This window comes from Thetidibacter halocola (assembly GCF_018224955.1).
GTDB classification, from domain to species: Bacteria; Pseudomonadota; Alphaproteobacteria; order Rhodobacterales; family Rhodobacteraceae; genus Thetidibacter; species Thetidibacter halocola.
In genome coordinates, this window is record NZ_JAGTUU010000006.1 from 182,984 (window position 1) to 200,305 (window position 17,322).

Sequence of the window (17,322 nt, forward strand, 5' to 3'; positions counted from 1 at the left end):
GGAGACCGCCCATGTTCTTCGCCTCCGACAATTCCGGTCCTGTGCCGCAGCAGGTGCTCGATGCGCTGGCCCGCGCGAACGAGGGCTACGCGATGGGCTATGGCAGCGACGCGCTGAGCCAATCGGTCGCCGACCGCATCCGCACCCTGTTCGAGGCGCCCGAGGCGGCGGTCTACCTCGTTCCGACCGGCACGGCGGCCAACAGCCTCGCGCTGGCGACGCTGTGCCAGCCGTTTCAGACGGTGTTCTGCTCGGACGTGGCGCATATCCACGAGGACGAGTGCAACGCGCCGGAATTCTACACCGGGGGCGCCAAGCTGACGCTGGTGCGGGGCGGCGACCGGATGACGCCCGAGGGCTTGCGCGCCGCGATCGAGGGCGAAGAGACGCGCGGCGTCCACGGGCCCCAGCGCGGCCCGGTCAGCATCACCAACGTGGGCGAGCGCGGCAATGTCTACACCCTGGACGAAATGCGCGCGTTGACCGCGATCGCTCAGGAATTTGGCCTGCCGGTGCACCTGGACGGCGCGCGCTTTGCCAATGCCTGTGTCCGGCAGGGCTGCACTCCCGCCGAGATGACGTGGAAGATCGGCGTCGACGTCGCCGTGTTCGGCGGCACCAAGAACGGGCTGATGGGGGTAGAGGCCGTCGTTTTCTTCGATCCGGCCAAGGCCTGGGAATTCGAGTTGCGGCGCAAGCGCGGCGCGCATCTGTTCTCGAAACACCGGTATCTCGCGGCCCAGATGGATGCCTACCTGGCGGACGACCTGTGGCATGACCTGGCCAGCCGCGCGAATGCCAGCTGCGACCGGCTGCGCGCCGGGATCGAGGGCGCGGGGCTGCGCGTTCTGACCGAACGGCACGCCAATATGCTGTTCTTCGAGGCGCCGCGCGACCTGCACCGAGCGCTTCAGGCCGCAGGCGCAGTCTATTACTGCTGGGGGTCGCTGGAGAGCGGTGCCAAGGAAGAGCCCATCATGGGCCGGCTCGTTTGCGACTGGAGCGTGACGGAAGACGCCATCGACGCCTTTGTGGATCTCGTGAAAAAGGCGGGGTAAGCCCCCGCCTTGCGATCCGCTCCTTCCGGCCCTGACGCTATGCGTCAGTTCATCTGGAAGTGCAATTCATAGCTGCCATCGTGGAAGGCGCCGAACAGGTCGGGCACATCCGGATGCTCGACCGGCTCACCGGAATAGTCGGCAACGAGGTTCTGCTCGGACACGTAGGCCACGTAAAAGCTCTGCTCGTTCTCGGCCAGCAAGTGGTAGAACGGCTGGTTCTTGCGCGGGCGCGAGTCCTCGGGGATGGACTGATACCATTCCTCGGTGTTCGCGAACTGGGGATCGACGTCGAAGATCACGCCGCGGAACGGGTGCTTGCGATGCCGGACGACCTGCCCAAGGTGATACTTGGCGCGGTTGGATTGCATCTTACACCTCCGTCATTCCCGTCATTGACAGTCATACCCAATTTTGGCCCGGTTTTGCACTATTTTTGCCGGAAACACTCTGTGACGCCCGGGCCGACAGTCGGTTAACCATTTTTTCACCCCAAAGCCAAGCGACCGACCGCCGTCTGGCAGGAATTGTGATTTCCCCCGGCGCCCGCATCCGGTATTGTGGCAAGAAACAAGAAACCATGACAACAGATCATTGGGCGAGAGGCAAATGAGCAGATGGCTTCGCGCGCTGGTGATTGTCCTTCTGGCGGCGTCCTGCGGCGGCGGCGGATCCGGCAAGGCACCGCGCGAACTAGACAACGCATGTTCGATTCTCGAACAGCGTCCCGGGTATCTCAGCGCCTTCCGCGCGACCGAACGCCGTTGGGGCGTGCCGGTGGCAGTGCAGATGGCGACGATCTACCAAGAAAGCAAGTTCATATCGGATGCGCGCACACCGCTGCGCTATTCGCTTGGCGTGATCCCCGTGGGCCGGCAAAGCTCGGCCTTCGGCTACAGCCAGGCGCTGGACGGAACCTGGGATGAATACCTGCGCGATGGCGGACGCCGCAGCGCGCGGCGTGACGACATCCGCGATGCGACCGACTTCATGGGCTGGTACATGACCCAGACGCGCGACGCGCTGGGGATCTCGCTGTCCGACGCCCGCAACCAGTATCTGGCCTATCACGAGGGGCGCACCGGCTACAGCCGTGGCAGCCACAACGCGAAAAGCTGGCTTCTGCGCGTCGCGGCCGAGGTGGGCGAGCGTGCCGTCCTGTATGATGCGCAACTGCGCGGCTGCCGGGTGTCCCGCTAGCGCAGCTTTTCCAGCTCGGGCTCAATGTAGAACAGCGAATTGGGCAGGCTGGCGTCGTTCAGCCCGCCCAGAACCACGGTCGTCTGCCCGCCATTGCCGTCCTCGATGATCCATTGCCGCAGTTCAACCGGGTTGTCGGTGAATTTCAGCTGGATCGAGCCGTATTCAGGCCGCTTGGGATCCTGCGCGGTGACGGTCGTGGCCGTGCCGTCATAACCATGCGCCGTCACCATCCCCGCCTGCCCGAGATTCACGTTGCGCTCGAGGATGATCGACAGCGGCGTCTGCGCCAGCGGATAGGTCTCGGGCTGTCCGCGCAGCTTGCGGTCCAGGATATAGACCGCCCCGGCCGAAGCCAGGACCAGCGCCCGCTCGGGCGGGTTGTAGTCGAACCGCACCTTGCCCGGCCGCTTGATCGAGATCGTGCCGGTGCTGATCGTGCCATCCCCGTTCAGCTGCGTGAACGTGCCCTGCGCCGACTGGATCGTGTTGAGATAACGAGAGATCTCGTTCAACGACAGCTTCTCCGCCCAAGCCGGGGCGGCAAGCGTCAGGGCGAGTGCCGTGGAAACCAGAATGCGAATCATGGGTGGCCTTCCTGTCTGTCCGATATGCCGGACCATCGCAGGTCCGGCCCGGTCATGCGATAACATGCCTCGGACCTTCGATATCGGGCCGCGACGCGCCGCGATCAACCCCGCGCCTGATACCACCCGGTAAACTCCGCGCGCGGCGCCCTCCGAAAGGCGGCTCGACCGCAGATGTTCCGGCCGGGAGCCCCATGCTTCTTCTTGTCAGAAATACTCCGGGGGACTCCCCCGCAGGGGGACGGGGGCAGAGCCCCCGACGCCGCCCCTGCCAGGGGTGTTACTGCTCGGGCACCAGGATCTCGCGCTTGCCGACGTGGTTGGCGGAACTCACCACGCCTTCGTCCTCCATCTGCTCGACCAGGCGCGCCGCCTTGTTGTAGCCGATGCCCAGCTTGCGCTGGATGTAGGAGGTCGAGCACTTGCGGTCCTTGATGACGATCGCCACCGCCTGATCATACAGCGCATCGTCGCCCGTGGTGTTGCCGCCCGTGTTCAGGCCCAGCACCGCGTCGATGTCCTCGGCCTTCTCGTCGTCCGGGCCGTCCTGCACGCCGCCGACATAATCCGGCGGGCCGAAGGCCTTGAGGTGGTTGACGATCTCCTCGACTTCTTCATCGCTGACGAAGGGGCCGTGGCAACGGGTGATCTTGGCACCGCCCGCCATGTACAACATGTCGCCCATGCCCAGCAGCTGCTCGGCGCCCATCTCGCCCAGGATGGTGCGGCTGTCGATCTTCGACGTCACCTGGAAGCTGATTCGGGTGGGGAAGTTCGCCTTGATCGTGCCGGTGATGACATCGACCGAGGGGCGCTGCGTCGCCATGATCAGGTGGATTCCGCTGGCCCGCGCCATCTGCGCAAGACGCTGGATGCAGGCCTCGATCTCCTTGCCCGCGACCATCATCAGGTCGGCCATCTCGTCGACGATGACGACGATATAGGGCATCTTCCTAGGTTCGAATTCCTCGGTCTCGAAGACGGGCTCGCCCGTTTCGTCGTCAAAGCCGGTCTGCACCGTGCGGCTGAACAACTCGCCCCGCGACAGGGCGTCGGCGACGCGGCTGTTGTAGCCGTCGATGTTGCGCACGCCCATCTTGGACATCTTGCGATAGCGGTCCTCCATCTCGCCCACGACCCATTTGAGGGCGACAACCGCCTTTTTCGGGTCGGTCACGACGGGGGACAGCAGGTGCGGGATACCGTCATAGACCGACAGTTCCAGCATCTTGGGGTCGATCATGACCAGGCGCAGGTCCTCGGGCGTCAGCTTGTAGAGCAGCGACAGGATCATCGTGTTGATCGCCACCGACTTGCCCGAACCGGTGGTACCCGCGATCAGCAGGTGGGGCATCTTGGCCAGGTTCGCCACCATCGGCGCGCCGCCGATATCCTTGCCCAGCGCCAGCGGCAGCTTGTGGTTGCCATCGCCGTAATCGCGGCTCGACAGGATCTCGCGGAAACAGACCATCTCGCGCTTGTCGTTGGGCAGTTCGATGCCGATCACGCTGCGTCCCGGCACGGTCGAGACCCGCGCCGACAAGGCCGACATGGACCGCGCGATGTCGTCGGCGAGGCCGATCACCCGGCTCGCCTTGAGGCCGGGCGCCGGTTCCAGTTCGTACATGGTGACGACCGGGCCGGGCCGGACGCTGACGATCTCGCCCTTGACGCCATAGTCGTCGAGAACGGATTCCAGCATCCGGGCATTTTCCTCGAGCGCCTCGTCTGACAGGACATGGCGTTCGATCCGCTCGGGGCTCATCAGCAGGCCGAGCGGCGGCAGCTCGTAGTCCGGCGCCTTGTCGTCGAAGGCGAGCCGGGGCTGCGCCTCTTCACGCGCGCGGCGCGAGGGCTGGATCGGCCGGCGGTTGAGTTGCTGCACCACCTTCTTCTCGGGACGCGGCGGCGTGTAGACGCGCGCATCCGGGTGCGGCGCGGGCGCGTCATCCAGCAGTTCGACATCATCGTCGAGATCGTCGTCGCCGTAATCGTCGAAATCGCGCATCGCGCCGTAATCGTCATCCTCGTCCTCGGCCCAGACAGGCTCGGGCTGCGGCATACGGGCGACGGACTGCGTCAGGGCTGGCGCAGGCGCAGGCGGCGCCGCCACACGGGGCGCGAGGCTGAGCGGCGGCTCTTGCCGGGGCGCGACCGGGCGTTGCGCGGCGGTCAGCGGCGGTTCGGGCGGCAGGGCGCCCGCAGCGGGGGCCGCCTTGAAGATCAGCGGTTGCGGGCCAAAGCCGCGCCCCTTGGTCAGCGGCTTGCTGGGATCGACGGGCTGGGCGTGGGCGGACCCGGCGGTCAGCGGCCGCGCCCGCAGGCGCGAGCGCACTGCATCGGCGATCCTCGCCTTGAGCCGGTCCTCCTCGGGTGCGTCCACGTCATGATCCAGCACCTCGGCCTCGATCAATTCCGGTTCTGGCATCGGCTCGGGGCGCTTCATCAGCGCGGGCATCCGCGACAGGAAGCCCGCCTTTTCCGGGGCGGCAGCGGGCGCCGCTGCGGGCCGGTCGTTGTGCAGCATCGGTTCTGCGCGACGGACACGCGGCGCGGCCGCTGCGGCGGCGGGCTCCTGCGTGGCGACCCAGGCGGCGTGCTCGGCGGCCTCGGCCCGGGCCCGGGCGCGGCGTTCGCTCTGCACCTCGCGTGCCTTCTGCGCGGCCAGCACCGCGCCAGAGGCACCCCGGCCCAGCAGCGTCATCGCCGTGGCATAGGACATCACCAAGCCCAGTACCAGGAACCGCCCGATCGCCTTCACCTCGGGCCGGGTAAAGCCCAGCACGAAAGCGCCAAAGGCGACGATACCAACACCCAGAAGCACCTGCGACAGTTTCAGCCCAACCGCCGCCGAAACCGGCAGCAGGTTCAGCAGCGAGCCCATCATCATGTCACCGAACAGGCCACCCAGGCCGAAATGGTGGCTCCAGCCCTCTGTCTCGGCCAGGCCCGAGGCATAGACCGACAGCAGCGCGATCCAGATCGGCGCAAAGACGGCGCGCGGCATCGTACCGTTGACCCGGTGCAGCGCCATGCGCCCGCCCCACACGATCAGTGCCACGGAGACACCCCAACTGCCGACCCCGATCACCATGAACAGCGGCGCGGCGGCGGCGGCGCCGACGCGGCCCATCCAGTTCTGCACAGGCGCGTCCGTGGCGTTCAGCCAGCTGGGATCGTCGGGCGTATAGCTGGCGACCATCGCGGCGACCATCAGCCCGAGCACCACCAGTCCCACCCCGACCAGCTCGCGCCCGCGCCGTTCCAGCACCATCGCGGTGTCGGTGTCGAACAGGGGATCGCGCCCTCGGGACTGATAGGTTGCCATGCCTCGCCTCGTCTGGTTCTTTTCGTTAACCGCCATACAGACAATCCCTGATCGTCGTCAGGGCATCTGCCGTCTCGTCCTCGGGGGCGACCATGGCCACCCGAATGTATCCCTTGCCCGGATTGCCGCCGGGCGCCTCCTGCGACAGGTAGGCGCCTGGCAGCACGCGCACGCCGGTTTCCTGCCACAGCTTCAGCGCCGCCGCCTCGCCATCCTCGACCGGCAGCCACAGGAAGAAGCCCGCAACGGGGGGCATGTAGCCCGGCACATTGCCGAAGATCCGGTCGGCCAGCGCGTATTTCGCCTGATACAGGCGCCGGTTCTCCTCGACGTGCGCCTCGTCGGCCCAGACCCGTTCCGACACGCGCTGCAAGGGCAGCGGGATCGGCGCGCCAGCATAAGAGCGCAGCTGTTTCATCCGGTTGATGCTTTGCGGCCCGCCCGCCACGAAGCCCGAGCGCAGGCCCGGCAGGTTCGACCGTTTCGACAGCGAGTGGAACACGACCACTCGTTCGGGATGCGCCCCCATCCGCTGCGCCACCTGCCACGCGCCCGGGGGCGGCGTGTCGCGGTAGATCTCGGAATAGCATTCGTCAGCGAGGATCTGGAAATCGTGTTCCTCGCCTAGCGCGATCAGGCGTTCCCAATAGGCCTCGTCCGCCACAGCCCCTTGCGGGTTCGCAGGCGAACAGATGTAGCACAGCGCCGTCCGTGCCAGCGTTTCCGTCGGCAGCGCGGCGAAATCCGGCAGGTGGCTGGTTTCCTTGACCGCCGGAACAAAGACCGGCTCGGCCCCGACCGAGATCGCCGAGATCATGTAGACTTGGTAGAACGGGTTCGGCATCAGCACGACGGGGCGCAAACCGCCCTTCGTCTCGGGGCACAGCGCCATCCCGGCGTTATACAGCCCCTCGCGCGTGCCATTCACCGTCATCACTTGGCGGTCCGGGTCGGCGGTCACGTCATAACGGCGGTTCAGCCACGCACAGATCGCCTGACGCAGTTCGGGCGTGCCCTCGTTCGGGGGATACTTTCCGAATTCGGCCGCGTGTTCGGTGATGATCCCCGTCACCCAGTCGGGAAAGGCGTGCTTGGGTTCTCCGATTGTCATGTGCCGCACCGGGCCGCCCGGCGCATGCACGTCGAGCAAGTCCCGCAGACGCGGGAATGCATAGGCCGGTAGGTTCGAGAACCGCTCGGGGAACATGAATACTGCCTCTGTCGCACGGGATCATAAGCGCCCCGTTTGGCGGCAGGATACGGATAACAGGGGGGGTCTGTCCAGAATCCGACGCGGATGCGGCGGGCCTGTGGCGGGAAAGTCGCAGATGCAGGCGCGGAAAAACACCCTGAGCATCAAGCGTTAACCCGTGCAAGACAGTGTTAACCGGTTGCTAACCACGATGACCGCAGGGTGCGGGACGAATCCAACGGGACGGTCATGGTCGCACAATCCTACACGGTCGCCTTCGAAGGGGTAGACGCCCGCAGCGTCGAGGTGCAATGCGCCGTGGCCCCGGGCGTGCCCGCCTTCTCCATCGTCGGCCTGCCGGACAAGGCGGTGTCCGAGGCGCGCGAGCGCGTGCGCAGCGCGCTGGCCGGCATGGCGATCGCCCTGCCCTCTAAACGCATCACGGTGAACCTGTCGCCTGCCGACATGCCCAAGGAAGGTTCGCATTTCGACCTGCCCATCGCGCTGAGTCTGCTGGCCGCGCTCGAGATCATCCCGAAGGATGCCGTCGCACAGACCTGCGCACTGGGGGAATTGTCGCTGGACGGCACGCTTGTGCCGGTGACGGGTGCCCTGCCCGCCGCCATGGCCGCCGCGTCCGAGGACCGCGCCCTGCTGTGCCCGCGCGCCTCGGGGGCCGAAGCGGCGTGGGTCGATGCCTGCACCGTGCTCGGTGCGGGCTCGCTGCACGAGGTGGTGCAGCATTTCACGGGGAGGCTGGTGCTGGAACCGGCGAAACCGGGTGAGATCAGGACCGACACGGGCCTGCGCGACCTGCGCGACGTGAAGGGGCAGGAACGGGCGAAACGCGCGCTGGAAATCGCCGCTGCCGGGCGGCATCACCTGATCTTCGTTGGCACGCCTGGCTCGGGCAAGTCCATGCTGGCCGCGCGCCTGCCCGGCATCCTGCCGCCCCTGACACCCATCGAGGCGCTCGAAACCTCGATGATCCACTCGGTCGCGGGACTGCTGGACGAGGGCGGCATCTCGCGCACGCGGCCGTTCCGCGAACCGCATCACACCGCCAGCCAGGCGGCGATCATCGGCGGCGGGCGCGGGGCCAAGCCGGGCGAGATCAGCCTAGCCCATAATGGCGTCCTGTTCATGGACGAATTCCCAGAATTCCCCCGGCAGGTGCTGGAAACCCTGCGCCAGCCGGTCGAGACGGGCGAGGTCATGGTCGCCCGCGCCAATGCCCATGTCCGCTATGCTTGCCGCTTCATGCTGGTGGCCGCGGCGAACCCTTGCAAATGCGGCTATCTGCCGGATGCGGCGCGCGCCTGCTCCCGCGCGCCGGTCTGCGGCGAGGATTACATGGGCCGGATCTCGGGTCCGTTGATGGACCGTTTCGACCTGCGGATCGAGGTGCCACCCGTCGCATTCCATGACCTCGACCTGCCCGCGTCAGGCGACGGTTCCGCCACCGTGGCCGCGCGTGTCGCCGCGGCGCGGGCGGTGCAGACCCGCCGCTTTGCCGACCACAAGGGCCTGCGCACCAATGCCGATGCCGAGGGCCGCGTACTGGAAGAGATCGCCACGCCCGATGCCGAGGGCCGCGACCTGCTGCTGCGGGCTGCGGATCGATTTGGACTGTCTGCACGGGGCTATCACCGCGTGCTGCGCACCGCCCGCACCATCGCCGACCTCGACGAAAGCGAGACAATCCGCCGCCCGCACCTGGCAGAGGCGCTCAGCTATCGGCTGATCGCGGCGCGAGAGACGTGATCCACGCCGCAAGGTCGCGCAACGTGGCGCGGGCCTCGGGCAGCACAGCGTGAAAGATCGGCCAGACATGCGGATGGTCGCGTTCGATCCGCTCGGTCACGGTGACGCCCCGCGCGCGCAGCCGGGCCGCCATGCGGCGCGTGTCGTCCAGCAGGAATTCCGTGTCGCTGGCCGTCAGCCAGACCGGCGGCGCGCCAAAGAAGTCCGCGAAAAGCGGCGAGGCACGCGGATCGAGCGGATCCTGCCCGTCCAGGAACATTCGTGCCGCATCACCGATCCGCTCAACCGGCAGCACCACGTCGCTTTGGACGTTCGCCGTCACGCTGGCGCCGGAAAATCCGAGGTCGGTGAGCGGGGAAAAGGCGAAGACGCCCAGCGGCGTCGGCAGATCCTGGGCGAGGATCTCTGCCAGCAACGCCAGCGCCAGCCCGCCGCCCGCGCTGTCGCCGCCCAGGATGACAGGCCCTTGAGCGACCTGCGCGCGATAGGCCTTCACCGCGTCCTCGATGGCAGCGGGATGCGGATGCTCGGGCGCCAGCCGATAATGCGGCAGGATCGCCGGCAGGCCGGTGTCCTTCGACAGCCGCGCCAGCATCGCCGCATGGGTCAGCGGCGAGCCAAAGACATAGCCGCCGCCGTGAAAATACAGGATCGCCGCGCCGCCCGGCCTTTGCGGGCCGACACGCAGGGCAGGCACGCCATCCAGGTGCTCCCACCGGCGCGGCAGCGAGGGGCCGTGGAAATACAGCCGCGCCTTTGTCTCGAACGACTTGCGCAGCCGCACAGGATCGTCGGCGCGTCGCAGGAACGGCTTTTCCCAAGTCCGCAGCCAGAGGTTCAGCAGCCAGAGCCGAACGCTCATGCCAGTTTCGCCTCGATCACCTGCCAGATCTTCTCGGCCACGTTGATGCCGTCGAAGCGTTCCAGTTCCTGGATGCCGGTGGGCGAGGTCACGTTGATCTCGGTCAGCCAGTCGCCGATCACGTCGATCCCGACAAAGACCTGCCCGTGCTCGCGCAGCGTCGGGCCGATAGCGGCACAGATCTCGTGGTCGCGGTCAGTCAGGCCGACCTTTTCCGGCCGCCCGCCCACATGCATGTTCGAGCGCACCTCGCCTGTGGCCGGCACGCGATTGATCGCCCCGACCGGTTCGCCGTCGACGAGGATCACGCGCTTGTCGCCCTTGCTGACGTCAGGCAGATATTTCTGCGCGATCAGCGGTTCGCGAGAGAAGCCGGTAAACAGTTCGTGCAGCGAGGACAGGTTGCCGTCGCCGCTCGTCAGCTTGAACACGCCCGCGCCGCCGTTGCCGTAAAGCGGCTTTAGGATGATGTCGCCATGCCTCGCACGGAATTCGCGCAGCGTTTCCAGGTCGCGCGCGACGGTCGTGGGTGGCGTCAGCTGCGGGAAGTTCAGCACCAGCAGCTTTTCGGGAAAGTTCCGCACCCAGAACGGGTCGTTCACCACCAGCGTCTGATCCCGCAGCCGGTCCAGCAGGTGCGTCGTGGTGATGTAATGCATGTCGAAAGGCGGGTCCTGACGCAACCAGACCACGTCCATGTCGGCCAGTTCCACATGCGCGCGCGCGCCCAGGATGGCTGGCGTGCCCTTGACCCGCTGCACCGTCATCCAGTGGCCACGCGCGGTGATCCGCCCCTCTTCATAGGCCAACTGGTCGGGGCCGTAATAGAACAGTTCGTGCCCGCGCTTCTGTGCCTCTTCCGCCAGGCGAAAGCTGCTGTCTGCGTCGATGTTGACGCCGGTGATCGGGTCCATCTGGAAGGCAATCTTCATCCGCATTCCCCTGCTTGCAGGCCTCGCGCCCTGCGGGACTTGATGGCGGATGCGGCGCGCAAGCGCAATGGCGGGTCAGTGGCCGATGGCGTTTTCGATCACCCGGATACCGCCATGCCGATCCACCAGCGCCACGTCAAAGCGCACATCGGTCAGCCCGCCGCGCGGCTGCGTGCCGAGATATTCCTCTGCCGCACTGCACAGCCGGGCGATCTGGCGCGGCGTCAGGTGCGACACTGCCGAGTCGAAGCTGCGCCCGGCCTTCACCTCGATGAAGATCAGCCCTTCGCCGTCGCGCGCGATCAGGTCGATTTCGCCGGCCTTGCCGCGCCAGCGCCGCCGCACGATGGGAAAGCCGCGGCGTTCATAGTCGAGCGCGATACACGCCTCTGCCGCGGCACCGGAATGATGGCCGACAGACCCCTGAACTCTGCGCCGCGCAGCCGTCATGGCCGGTCCTTTCCCGCGCCCGAAAGGCGCATGGCCAGCTGGTAGACCACGCGCCGTTTCACTCCGAGGCGTGCCGACACGGCATCCGCCGCATCGCGAACCGACATCGTTCGCAGTGCCTCGTTCACCTCCTGTTCTATGTCCACTTCCTGAATTTCCGGTAAATCCCCACGGTCGATCAGCACCACAATCTCGCCCTTCGGGGGGTGTTCGGTGTAGTGCGCGGCCAGCGCGGGCAAGTCGGCGCGGCGGCAGTCTTCGAATTTCTTGGTCAGTTCGCGGCAGACCGCCGCCGGGCGCGGACCCAGAAGCTCGGCCGCGTCCTCCAGCATCGCGACCAGCCGGCGCGGCGATTCGTAGAAGACCAGCGTCGCCCGAATGCCCGCCACACCCTCCAGCGCCTTGCGCCGCGCGCCCGAGGCGTTGGGCAGGAAGCCGCAGAACAGAAAGCGGTCGGTGGGCAGGCCCGACAGGGTCAGCGCCGTCACCACCGCCGAAACACCGGGGGCAGTCGTGACGGCATGCCCCTCGGCCTGCGCGGCACGTGCGAGGTGGAACCCGGGATCGGAGATCATCGGCGTGCCCGCCTCAGAGGCATAGGCGACGCTGCGGCCCGCCGCCATCTCGGCCAGCAGGCGGGGGCGCATCCGGGCGCCATTATGCTCATGATAGGCCAGCACGGGCCTGTCGCCCACGGGGACACCGTGCAGTTCCATCAGCCGCCGCAGGCTGCGCGTGTCCTCTGCGGCCAGGACCTCTGCAGAGGCCAGCACGTCGAGCGCCCGCAGCGTGATGTCGCGGGCATTCCCGATGGGCGTCGCCACAAGATGAAGTCCGGGCGCCAAATCGCCTTTGCCTGCAATCGTCACTGGACCCTTCACCTTGCTTGTTTATAGTCGCAGCCGACGCCGCGCGGGCCCTCCCCGCATTCCAGATCGAGGAAACCGACCGCCATGTTTGCCGTTTTGTCCCCCCTGCGCAAGGTCTTGCGCCCTGTCGCCGCCCTTGCCGCCGCGGGCTTTCTCGCGGCCTGCGATCCGTCGATGATGTCGCTGCCAGGCGGGGCCGGGTCCGGCGGACCGACGGTCGATCCGGGCGAGACGGTCAAGGTGGCACTTCTGGTGCCGCGGTCCGATCCCAGCGCCGCATCGATCGCGCTGGCAATCGAGAATGCCACCCGCCTCGCCATTGCCGAGGCGCAGGGCGCACGGATCGAGCTGGCGGTCTACGACACAGGCGGCCAGGCCGGGTTGGCGCAATCGCAGGCGCAGCGCGCGGTTGACGAGGGCGCGCAGATCATCCTTGGACCGCTGCGCGCCGACGCGGTGAACGCCGCGGGCGTCGCGGTGCGCGACGAGGGTGTGAACGTGCTGGGCTTTTCCAACAATCCCTCGATCGCGGGCGGCAACGTGTTTGTCCTGGGCCTGACCTTCGAGGACATCGCCGGCCGGCTGATGAGCTATGCCCGGCGCCAGGGCAAGCAGAACGTGGCCATCGTCTATTCCAACGACGTGCCCGGCCAGTTCGGTCGCACCGCTATCGAACAGGCGGCCGCGCGCAGCGGTATCCGCGTGATCCAGTCCGAGGCCTATGACCTGTCCATCGAAGGCGTGAACGCCGCAGCCCAACGCACCGCCGCCTCGCGCGGGATCGTCGACACCGTCATCATCACCCCCGAGGCGCAGAACGCCGCGACGCCGATGCTGCTGCAACTGCTGCCGGAGAACGGCCTGGCGCCGGGCGCGGTGCAATATGTCGGCCTCAGCCGCTGGGACGTGAAGCCCGCCCTGTTCTCGCTGCCCGGCGCCGAAGGCTCGTGGTTCGCGGTGCCCGACAGCAACAGCCAGGGCAGTTTCGACCAGCGCTATCGCGCGGCATATGGCGAGACGCCGCATCCGCTGGCCTCGCTCGGCTATGACGGCATGACGGCGATCACGCAGCTGCTGCGACAGGGCCGGAGCGATGCGTTGACCGGCGGGGCGCTGACCCGGGCCGGAAGTTTCCGCGGCGCTACGGGCCTGTTCCGGCTGAATGCGGACGGAACAACCAGCCGCGCCCTTGCCGTGGCGTCGGTGCGCAATCAACAGGTGGTGATCATTGACCCTGCCCCAACGAACCTCGGCGGCGCCGGCTTCTGACCTGAAGAAGCAGCGCCTGCCGGACGACCTGATCGCACCGGCCACCGACATCATCGACGAGACCGCGCTGCGCACCGCGCTGTTCACGGCCTTTTCCGCCGACGCGGACGAGGCCGAGATCCGCCGGATCTCGGTGCAGATGCTGGGTGAGGCCCGAATCGAGGGGCGCGAGGTCATCGCGCGCGCCTTTGCGCAGATCCCCTTCGGCGCGCGCCGCACGACGCGGGCCTACAGCTATCTCATGGACTGCATCCTGCGGCTGGTGTTCGAGATCGCGACACAACGGCTGCACCGGCTGAACAACCCGACCGAGGGCGAAAAGCTGGCGGTGCTGGCCGTGGGCGGCTATGGCCGGGGCGAGATGGCGCCCTTCTCGGATGTCGACCTGCTGTTCCTGACCCCCTACAAGATCACCCCCTGGGCCGAGAGCGTGATCGAATCCATGCTCTACATCCTGTGGGACCTCAAGCTGAAGGTCGGCCACAGTTCGCGCACGGTGAAGGACTGCCTGCGGCTGGGCGCCGAGGATTTCACCATCCGCACCGCCATGCTGGAACACCGCTTCATCATCGGCCATGCGCCGCTGGCACAGGATCTGAACGCCCGTCTCTGGGCCGACCTGTTCAAGGGCTCGGAACGCGAATTCGTCGCAGCCAAGCTGGAAGAGCGCGACCTGCGCCACGAAAAGCAGGGCCAGCGCTACATGGTCGAACCCAACGTCAAGGAGGGCAAGGGCGGGTTGCGCGACCTCCAATCGCTGTTCTGGATCGCGAAATACGTGCACGGCACGGACGACGTGGCCGAGCTTGTGCGCAAGGGGGTGGTGCGCCCCGACGAATACGACACCTTCGTCGAGGCCGAACGCTTTCTCTGGGCGGTGCGCTGCCACATGCACCTGGCGGCGGGCCGCGCGCTCGAGGTGCTGACCTTCGACATGCAGGTCGAGGTGGCCGAGCGCATGGGGTATGCCGACAAGGGCCGGCGACGCGCGGTCGAATTCTTCATGCAGGACTATTTCCGCCACGCAACGGCGGTGGGCGACCTGACCCGCATCTTCCTGACCGCGCTCGAGGCCGAGAACACCAAGGACGCGCCGTTGCTGCTGCGCATCTTCCAGCGCCAGCCCAAGGTCAAGGACGGCTACAAGGTGGTGCACAACCGCCTCGCCATCGTCGACGACGAAATCTTCCTGGCCGACCGGCTGAACCTGCTGCGGCTCTATGAAGAGGCGCTGCGCACCGGGCTGCTGATCCACCCGGACGCGATGCGGCTGGTCAAGGCGAACCTGCACTTGATCGACGAAACCGTGCGCAACGACCGCGAGGCGCAGCGCATCTTCCTCGACCTGATGCTGAAGCACGGCAACCCCGACCGCGCCCTGCGCCGGATGAACGAGCTCGGCGTGCTGGCCGCCTTCATCCCGGAATTCGCGCCGATCGTGGCGATGATGCAGTTCAACATGTATCACAGCTACACGGTGGACGAACACATCATCCAGTGCATCTGGAACCTGTCCGAGATCGAGCATGGCAACCTGCGCGAGGCTCTGCCCGTCGCCTCGACCATCCTGAAGGAAGGGGTGAACCGCCGTGTCCTGTATGTCGCGCTGCTGCTGCACGACATCGGCAAGGGCCGCGAAGAGGATCATTCCGTCGTCGGTTCGCAGATCGCGCGCAAGGTCGCGCCCCGGCTGGGCCTGACCAAGGCGGAATGCACCACGGTGGAATGGCTGGTGCGCTATCACTTGCTGATGTCGGACATGGCGCAGAAACGCGACATCGCCGATCCGCGCACGGTGCGCGATTTCGCCAAGGCGGTGCAGACCAAGGAACGGCTGGACCTGCTCTGCGTGCTGACGGTCTGCGACATCCGCGGCGTCGGGCCTACTACCTGGAACAACTGGAAAGCCGCGCTGTTGCGCGCGCTTTACCGCCAGACGCGCCGCGCGCTCGAAGGCGGGATGGAGGCGCTCAACCGCGAGAACCGCGGCGCCGAGGCCCGCAAGGCCCTGCGCGAGGCGCTGGTCGACTGGCCTGCCGGAGACCTGCGCACAGAAACCGGGCGCCATTACGACCCCTACTGGCAAGGTCTGCACGTCACCGCGCATCTGGTCTTTGCCAAGCTGCTGCGCGACATCAAGAACGACGAGATCAAGATCGACATCCACCCGGATGAGGATCGCGACGCGACGCGGGTCTGTTTCGCGCTGCAGGATCACCCCGGCATCTTCTCGCGGCTGGCCGGGGCGCTGGCCCTGTCCGGGGCGCAGGTGCGCGACGCCCGCACCTTCACCACCAAGGACGGTTATGCCACCGCCGCCTTCTGGATCCAGGACGCGGAGGGTTCGCCCTACGAGGACACCCGTATCCCGCGCCTGCGCGACATGATCCGCAAGACCCTGCGCGGCGAGGTCATGACCCGCGAGGCGATCAAGCCCAAGGACAAGCTGAAGAAGCGCGAACAGGCCTTCCGGGTGCCGACCTCGATCACCTTCGACAACGAGGGATCCGAGATCTTCACCATCATCGAGGTCGATACCCGCGACCGTCCAGGCCTGCTGTTCGACCTGACCCGCACCCTGGCCGCGCAGAACATCTACATCGCCAGCGCGGTGATCGCGACCTATGGCGAGCAGGTGGTCGATACCTTCTATGTCAAGGACATGTTCGGGCTGAAACTGCATTCCAAGGTCAAGCGGGATCTGATCGAGAAACGCCTGCGCGACGCCATCTCGGAAGGATCGGAACGCGCCCGTTCCTAGTACTGGCGGTGCACCTGCCTTATCCGCGCAATCGCCGCATCGGGGTACATGATGGGGCGGGCCGGCGGGCCGTTGCGATAGCGGCTGCGCAGCGCAGAGCCGAACATGGCGTCAAGGCGGCTCCGCTCGGCGGGGGCCATCCCCCGGCGCACGACCGGCCCCAGCAGCAGCGACTCTGTCAGGCAGCCGTCGGCCCGCACGATTGCGTGCCGCGGCAAGGCGAAATGCACCCAGAGGATCGCCTTGCGCCCGCGCATCACGCGGATGCCGGGCAACCCGGTCAGCGCGATCACCGGCACCAGCCGCGGCTCCAGGAAGGCGGCCAGCGCCTGCCCCGCCTCTCCCACCAGCATGCGGTGCTGCGCAGAAACGACCAGGTCACGTGCCGGAATGCCCGGACCCAGAGATGTGGCGGAAATCAGCACCGGCCGGTTCAACCCGTCGGACGGCGCGAAACGCACCTGCGTCCGCGAGAGCCACAGGATAGGTTGGTCGCCCATGTCCGCGGTCCAGACCCTTTGTCCAACCTTGAGGCATTCGACCGGGCACGGCCCACGCGGCGTGTCGATAAGCGTTCCAGCGGCGAAACAGGGGATCGTTCCGGGATTGGGCGAGGTCTGCACCGCATAGCTGGCGCCGCCGTCGGTGGTTTCCATCGACTGGCCGCCTGATGTCACATTGTAGAAGTTGATATCGCTGGTCTGGCCCGCCGCCGGTCCGTTCTGCGCGGTGATGGGGTTCTTGTGGCTGATGAACTGCACCGTATTGCCGTTGGCGTCGATCAGCGCGACACCCCAGCTTTGCCCGACATCCACCAGCCCGTCCGCCCGCGTAACGAGGTAGCCTTCGTTGCCGGCGCGGGTGGAATCCACGCCGCCCACGGAATGCGTGCTGAACAGAGTTCCCTTTTCGTTGTAGACGGCCAGCGTCCAGCCCGTCAGATCCTCGTTGTCGGTCGCAACGATCTCGACGAAGTCGTCGGAATTCTCGAATTTCAGTTCCGAAATGTAGACAGCCATTGTGCTTCCGGGGTCGCAGGGTGCGCGATGT

At 66.8% G+C, this 17,322-nt stretch carries 14 protein-coding genes; 5 read left to right on the forward strand and 9 right to left on the reverse strand.

Annotated features, from left to right (window positions below; translation table 11 throughout):
- Nucleotides 1-11 precede the first annotated feature (11 nt).
- On the forward strand, nt 12-1,058 hold the full coding sequence (locus KB874_RS15635) for a threonine aldolase family protein (RefSeq protein WP_212537491.1): 1,047 nt from the start codon (nt 12-14) through the stop codon (nt 1,056-1,058).
- Nucleotides 1,059-1,102: 44 nt separating this feature from the next.
- Here KB874_RS15635 and hspQ read toward each other — a convergent pair whose 3' ends face one another.
- The gene (gene hspQ, locus KB874_RS15640) at nt 1,103-1,429 is read right to left on the reverse strand and encodes a heat shock protein HspQ (protein ID WP_212537492.1); all 327 of its coding nucleotides are present in this window, start codon (nt 1,427-1,429) and stop codon (nt 1,103-1,105) included.
- A gap of 238 nt (nt 1,430-1,667) precedes the next feature.
- Between hspQ and KB874_RS15645 the strand changes: the two genes are divergently transcribed.
- Nucleotides 1,668-2,258: a transglycosylase SLT domain-containing protein gene (locus KB874_RS15645; protein ID WP_212537493.1), complete on the forward strand. Its 591-nt coding sequence runs from the start codon at nt 1,668-1,670 to the stop codon at nt 2,256-2,258.
- On the opposite strand, the gene KB874_RS15650 is transcribed toward KB874_RS15645, so the two are convergent.
- The 3 genes from KB874_RS15650 to KB874_RS15660 form a co-directional block, all read right to left on the reverse strand.
- Nucleotides 2,255-2,845 carry a LolA family protein gene (locus KB874_RS15650; RefSeq protein ID WP_212537494.1) on the reverse strand — a complete coding sequence of 197 codons (591 nt, stop codon included), beginning with the start codon at nt 2,843-2,845 and terminating at the stop codon, nt 2,255-2,257. The genes KB874_RS15645 and KB874_RS15650 overlap by 4 nt on opposite strands.
- A 280-nt stretch (nt 2,846-3,125) precedes the next feature.
- The gene (locus KB874_RS15655; protein ID WP_212537495.1) at nt 3,126-6,173 is read right to left on the reverse strand and encodes a DNA translocase FtsK; all 3,048 of its coding nucleotides are present in this window, start codon (nt 6,171-6,173) and stop codon (nt 3,126-3,128) included.
- A 25-nt stretch (nt 6,174-6,198) separates the two neighbouring features.
- A complete protein-coding gene (locus KB874_RS15660) occupies nt 6,199-7,380 on the reverse strand; it encodes an aminotransferase class I/II-fold pyridoxal phosphate-dependent enzyme (RefSeq protein WP_212537496.1) in 1,182 nt (393 codons plus the stop codon).
- A gap of 234 nt (nt 7,381-7,614) precedes the next feature.
- Between KB874_RS15660 and KB874_RS15665 the strand changes: the two genes are divergently transcribed.
- Nucleotides 7,615-9,129 carry a YifB family Mg chelatase-like AAA ATPase gene (locus tag KB874_RS15665; RefSeq protein ID WP_212537646.1) on the forward strand — a complete coding sequence of 505 codons (1,515 nt, stop codon included), beginning with the start codon at nt 7,615-7,617 and terminating at the stop codon, nt 9,127-9,129.
- On the opposite strand, the gene KB874_RS15670 is transcribed toward KB874_RS15665, so the two are convergent.
- The 4 genes from KB874_RS15670 to rsmI form a co-directional block, all read right to left on the reverse strand.
- Nucleotides 9,095-9,991, reverse strand: coding sequence for an alpha/beta hydrolase fold domain-containing protein (locus tag KB874_RS15670; RefSeq protein ID WP_212537497.1), 897 nt, complete (start codon nt 9,989-9,991; stop codon nt 9,095-9,097). The two genes, KB874_RS15665 and KB874_RS15670, sit on opposite strands and share 35 nt — an antisense overlap.
- On the reverse strand, nt 9,988-10,923 hold the full coding sequence (gene gshB, locus KB874_RS15675; RefSeq protein WP_212537498.1) for a glutathione synthase: 936 nt from the start codon (nt 10,921-10,923) through the stop codon (nt 9,988-9,990). Before gshB ends, KB874_RS15670 begins: the two co-directional genes overlap by 4 nt.
- A gap of 75 nt (nt 10,924-10,998) precedes the next feature.
- Nucleotides 10,999-11,373, reverse strand: a complete 375-nt coding sequence (locus KB874_RS15680) for a YraN family protein (protein ID WP_212537499.1) — start codon at nt 11,371-11,373, stop codon at nt 10,999-11,001.
- Complete coding sequence (gene rsmI / locus KB874_RS15685) at nt 11,370-12,197, reverse strand: 16S rRNA (cytidine(1402)-2'-O)-methyltransferase (protein ID WP_346346562.1); 828 nt, start codon at nt 12,195-12,197, stop codon at nt 11,370-11,372. Before rsmI ends, KB874_RS15680 begins: the two co-directional genes overlap by 4 nt.
- Before the next feature lie 129 nt (nt 12,198-12,326).
- Here rsmI and KB874_RS15690 point away from each other — a divergent pair, with 129 nt between their 5' ends.
- Both KB874_RS15690 and KB874_RS15695 read left to right on the forward strand, forming a co-directional pair.
- Nucleotides 12,327-13,511 carry a penicillin-binding protein activator gene (locus tag KB874_RS15690; RefSeq protein ID WP_212537501.1) on the forward strand — a complete coding sequence of 395 codons (1,185 nt, stop codon included), beginning with the start codon at nt 12,327-12,329 and terminating at the stop codon, nt 13,509-13,511.
- Entirely contained in the window at nt 13,471-16,272 is a 2,802-nt protein-coding gene (locus KB874_RS15695; protein ID WP_212537502.1) for a [protein-PII] uridylyltransferase, read from the forward strand. The genes KB874_RS15690 and KB874_RS15695 overlap by 41 nt, the downstream gene beginning before the upstream one ends.
- Here the strand turns inward: KB874_RS15695 and KB874_RS15700 are convergent.
- Complete coding sequence (locus tag KB874_RS15700) at nt 16,269-17,291, reverse strand: Hint domain-containing protein (protein WP_212537503.1); 1,023 nt, start codon at nt 17,289-17,291, stop codon at nt 16,269-16,271. The genes KB874_RS15695 and KB874_RS15700 overlap by 4 nt on opposite strands.
- Nucleotides 17,292-17,322 lie beyond the last annotated feature (31 nt).

Bases quoted from the DNA above. Each gene is read 5' to 3' on its own strand.
- gshB (WP_212537498.1), bottom strand. From the start codon at position 10,923: ATGAAGATTGCCTTCCAGATGGACCCGATCACCGGCGTCAACATCGAC.
- KB874_RS15700 (WP_212537503.1), bottom strand. From the start codon at position 17,291: ATGGCTGTCTACATTTCGGAACTGAAATTCGAGAATTCCGACGACTTC.
- KB874_RS15690 (WP_212537501.1), top strand. From the start codon at position 12,327: ATGTTTGCCGTTTTGTCCCCCCTGCGCAAGGTCTTGCGCCCTGTCGCC.
- KB874_RS15650 (WP_212537494.1), bottom strand. From the start codon at position 2,845: ATGATTCGCATTCTGGTTTCCACGGCACTCGCCCTGACGCTTGCCGCC.
- KB874_RS15665 (WP_212537646.1), top strand. From the start codon at position 7,615: ATGGTCGCACAATCCTACACGGTCGCCTTCGAAGGGGTAGACGCCCGC.
- KB874_RS15635 (WP_212537491.1), top strand. From the start codon at position 12: ATGTTCTTCGCCTCCGACAATTCCGGTCCTGTGCCGCAGCAGGTGCTC.
- KB874_RS15670 (WP_212537497.1), bottom strand. From the start codon at position 9,991: ATGAGCGTTCGGCTCTGGCTGCTGAACCTCTGGCTGCGGACTTGGGAA.
- hspQ (WP_212537492.1), bottom strand. From the start codon at position 1,429: ATGCAATCCAACCGCGCCAAGTATCACCTTGGGCAGGTCGTCCGGCAT.
- KB874_RS15645 (WP_212537493.1), top strand. From the start codon at position 1,668: ATGAGCAGATGGCTTCGCGCGCTGGTGATTGTCCTTCTGGCGGCGTCC.
- KB874_RS15655 (WP_212537495.1), bottom strand. From the start codon at position 6,173: ATGGCAACCTATCAGTCCCGAGGGCGCGATCCCCTGTTCGACACCGAC.
- KB874_RS15680 (WP_212537499.1), bottom strand. From the start codon at position 11,373: ATGACGGCTGCGCGGCGCAGAGTTCAGGGGTCTGTCGGCCATCATTCC.
- KB874_RS15660 (WP_212537496.1), bottom strand. From the start codon at position 7,380: ATGTTCCCCGAGCGGTTCTCGAACCTACCGGCCTATGCATTCCCGCGT.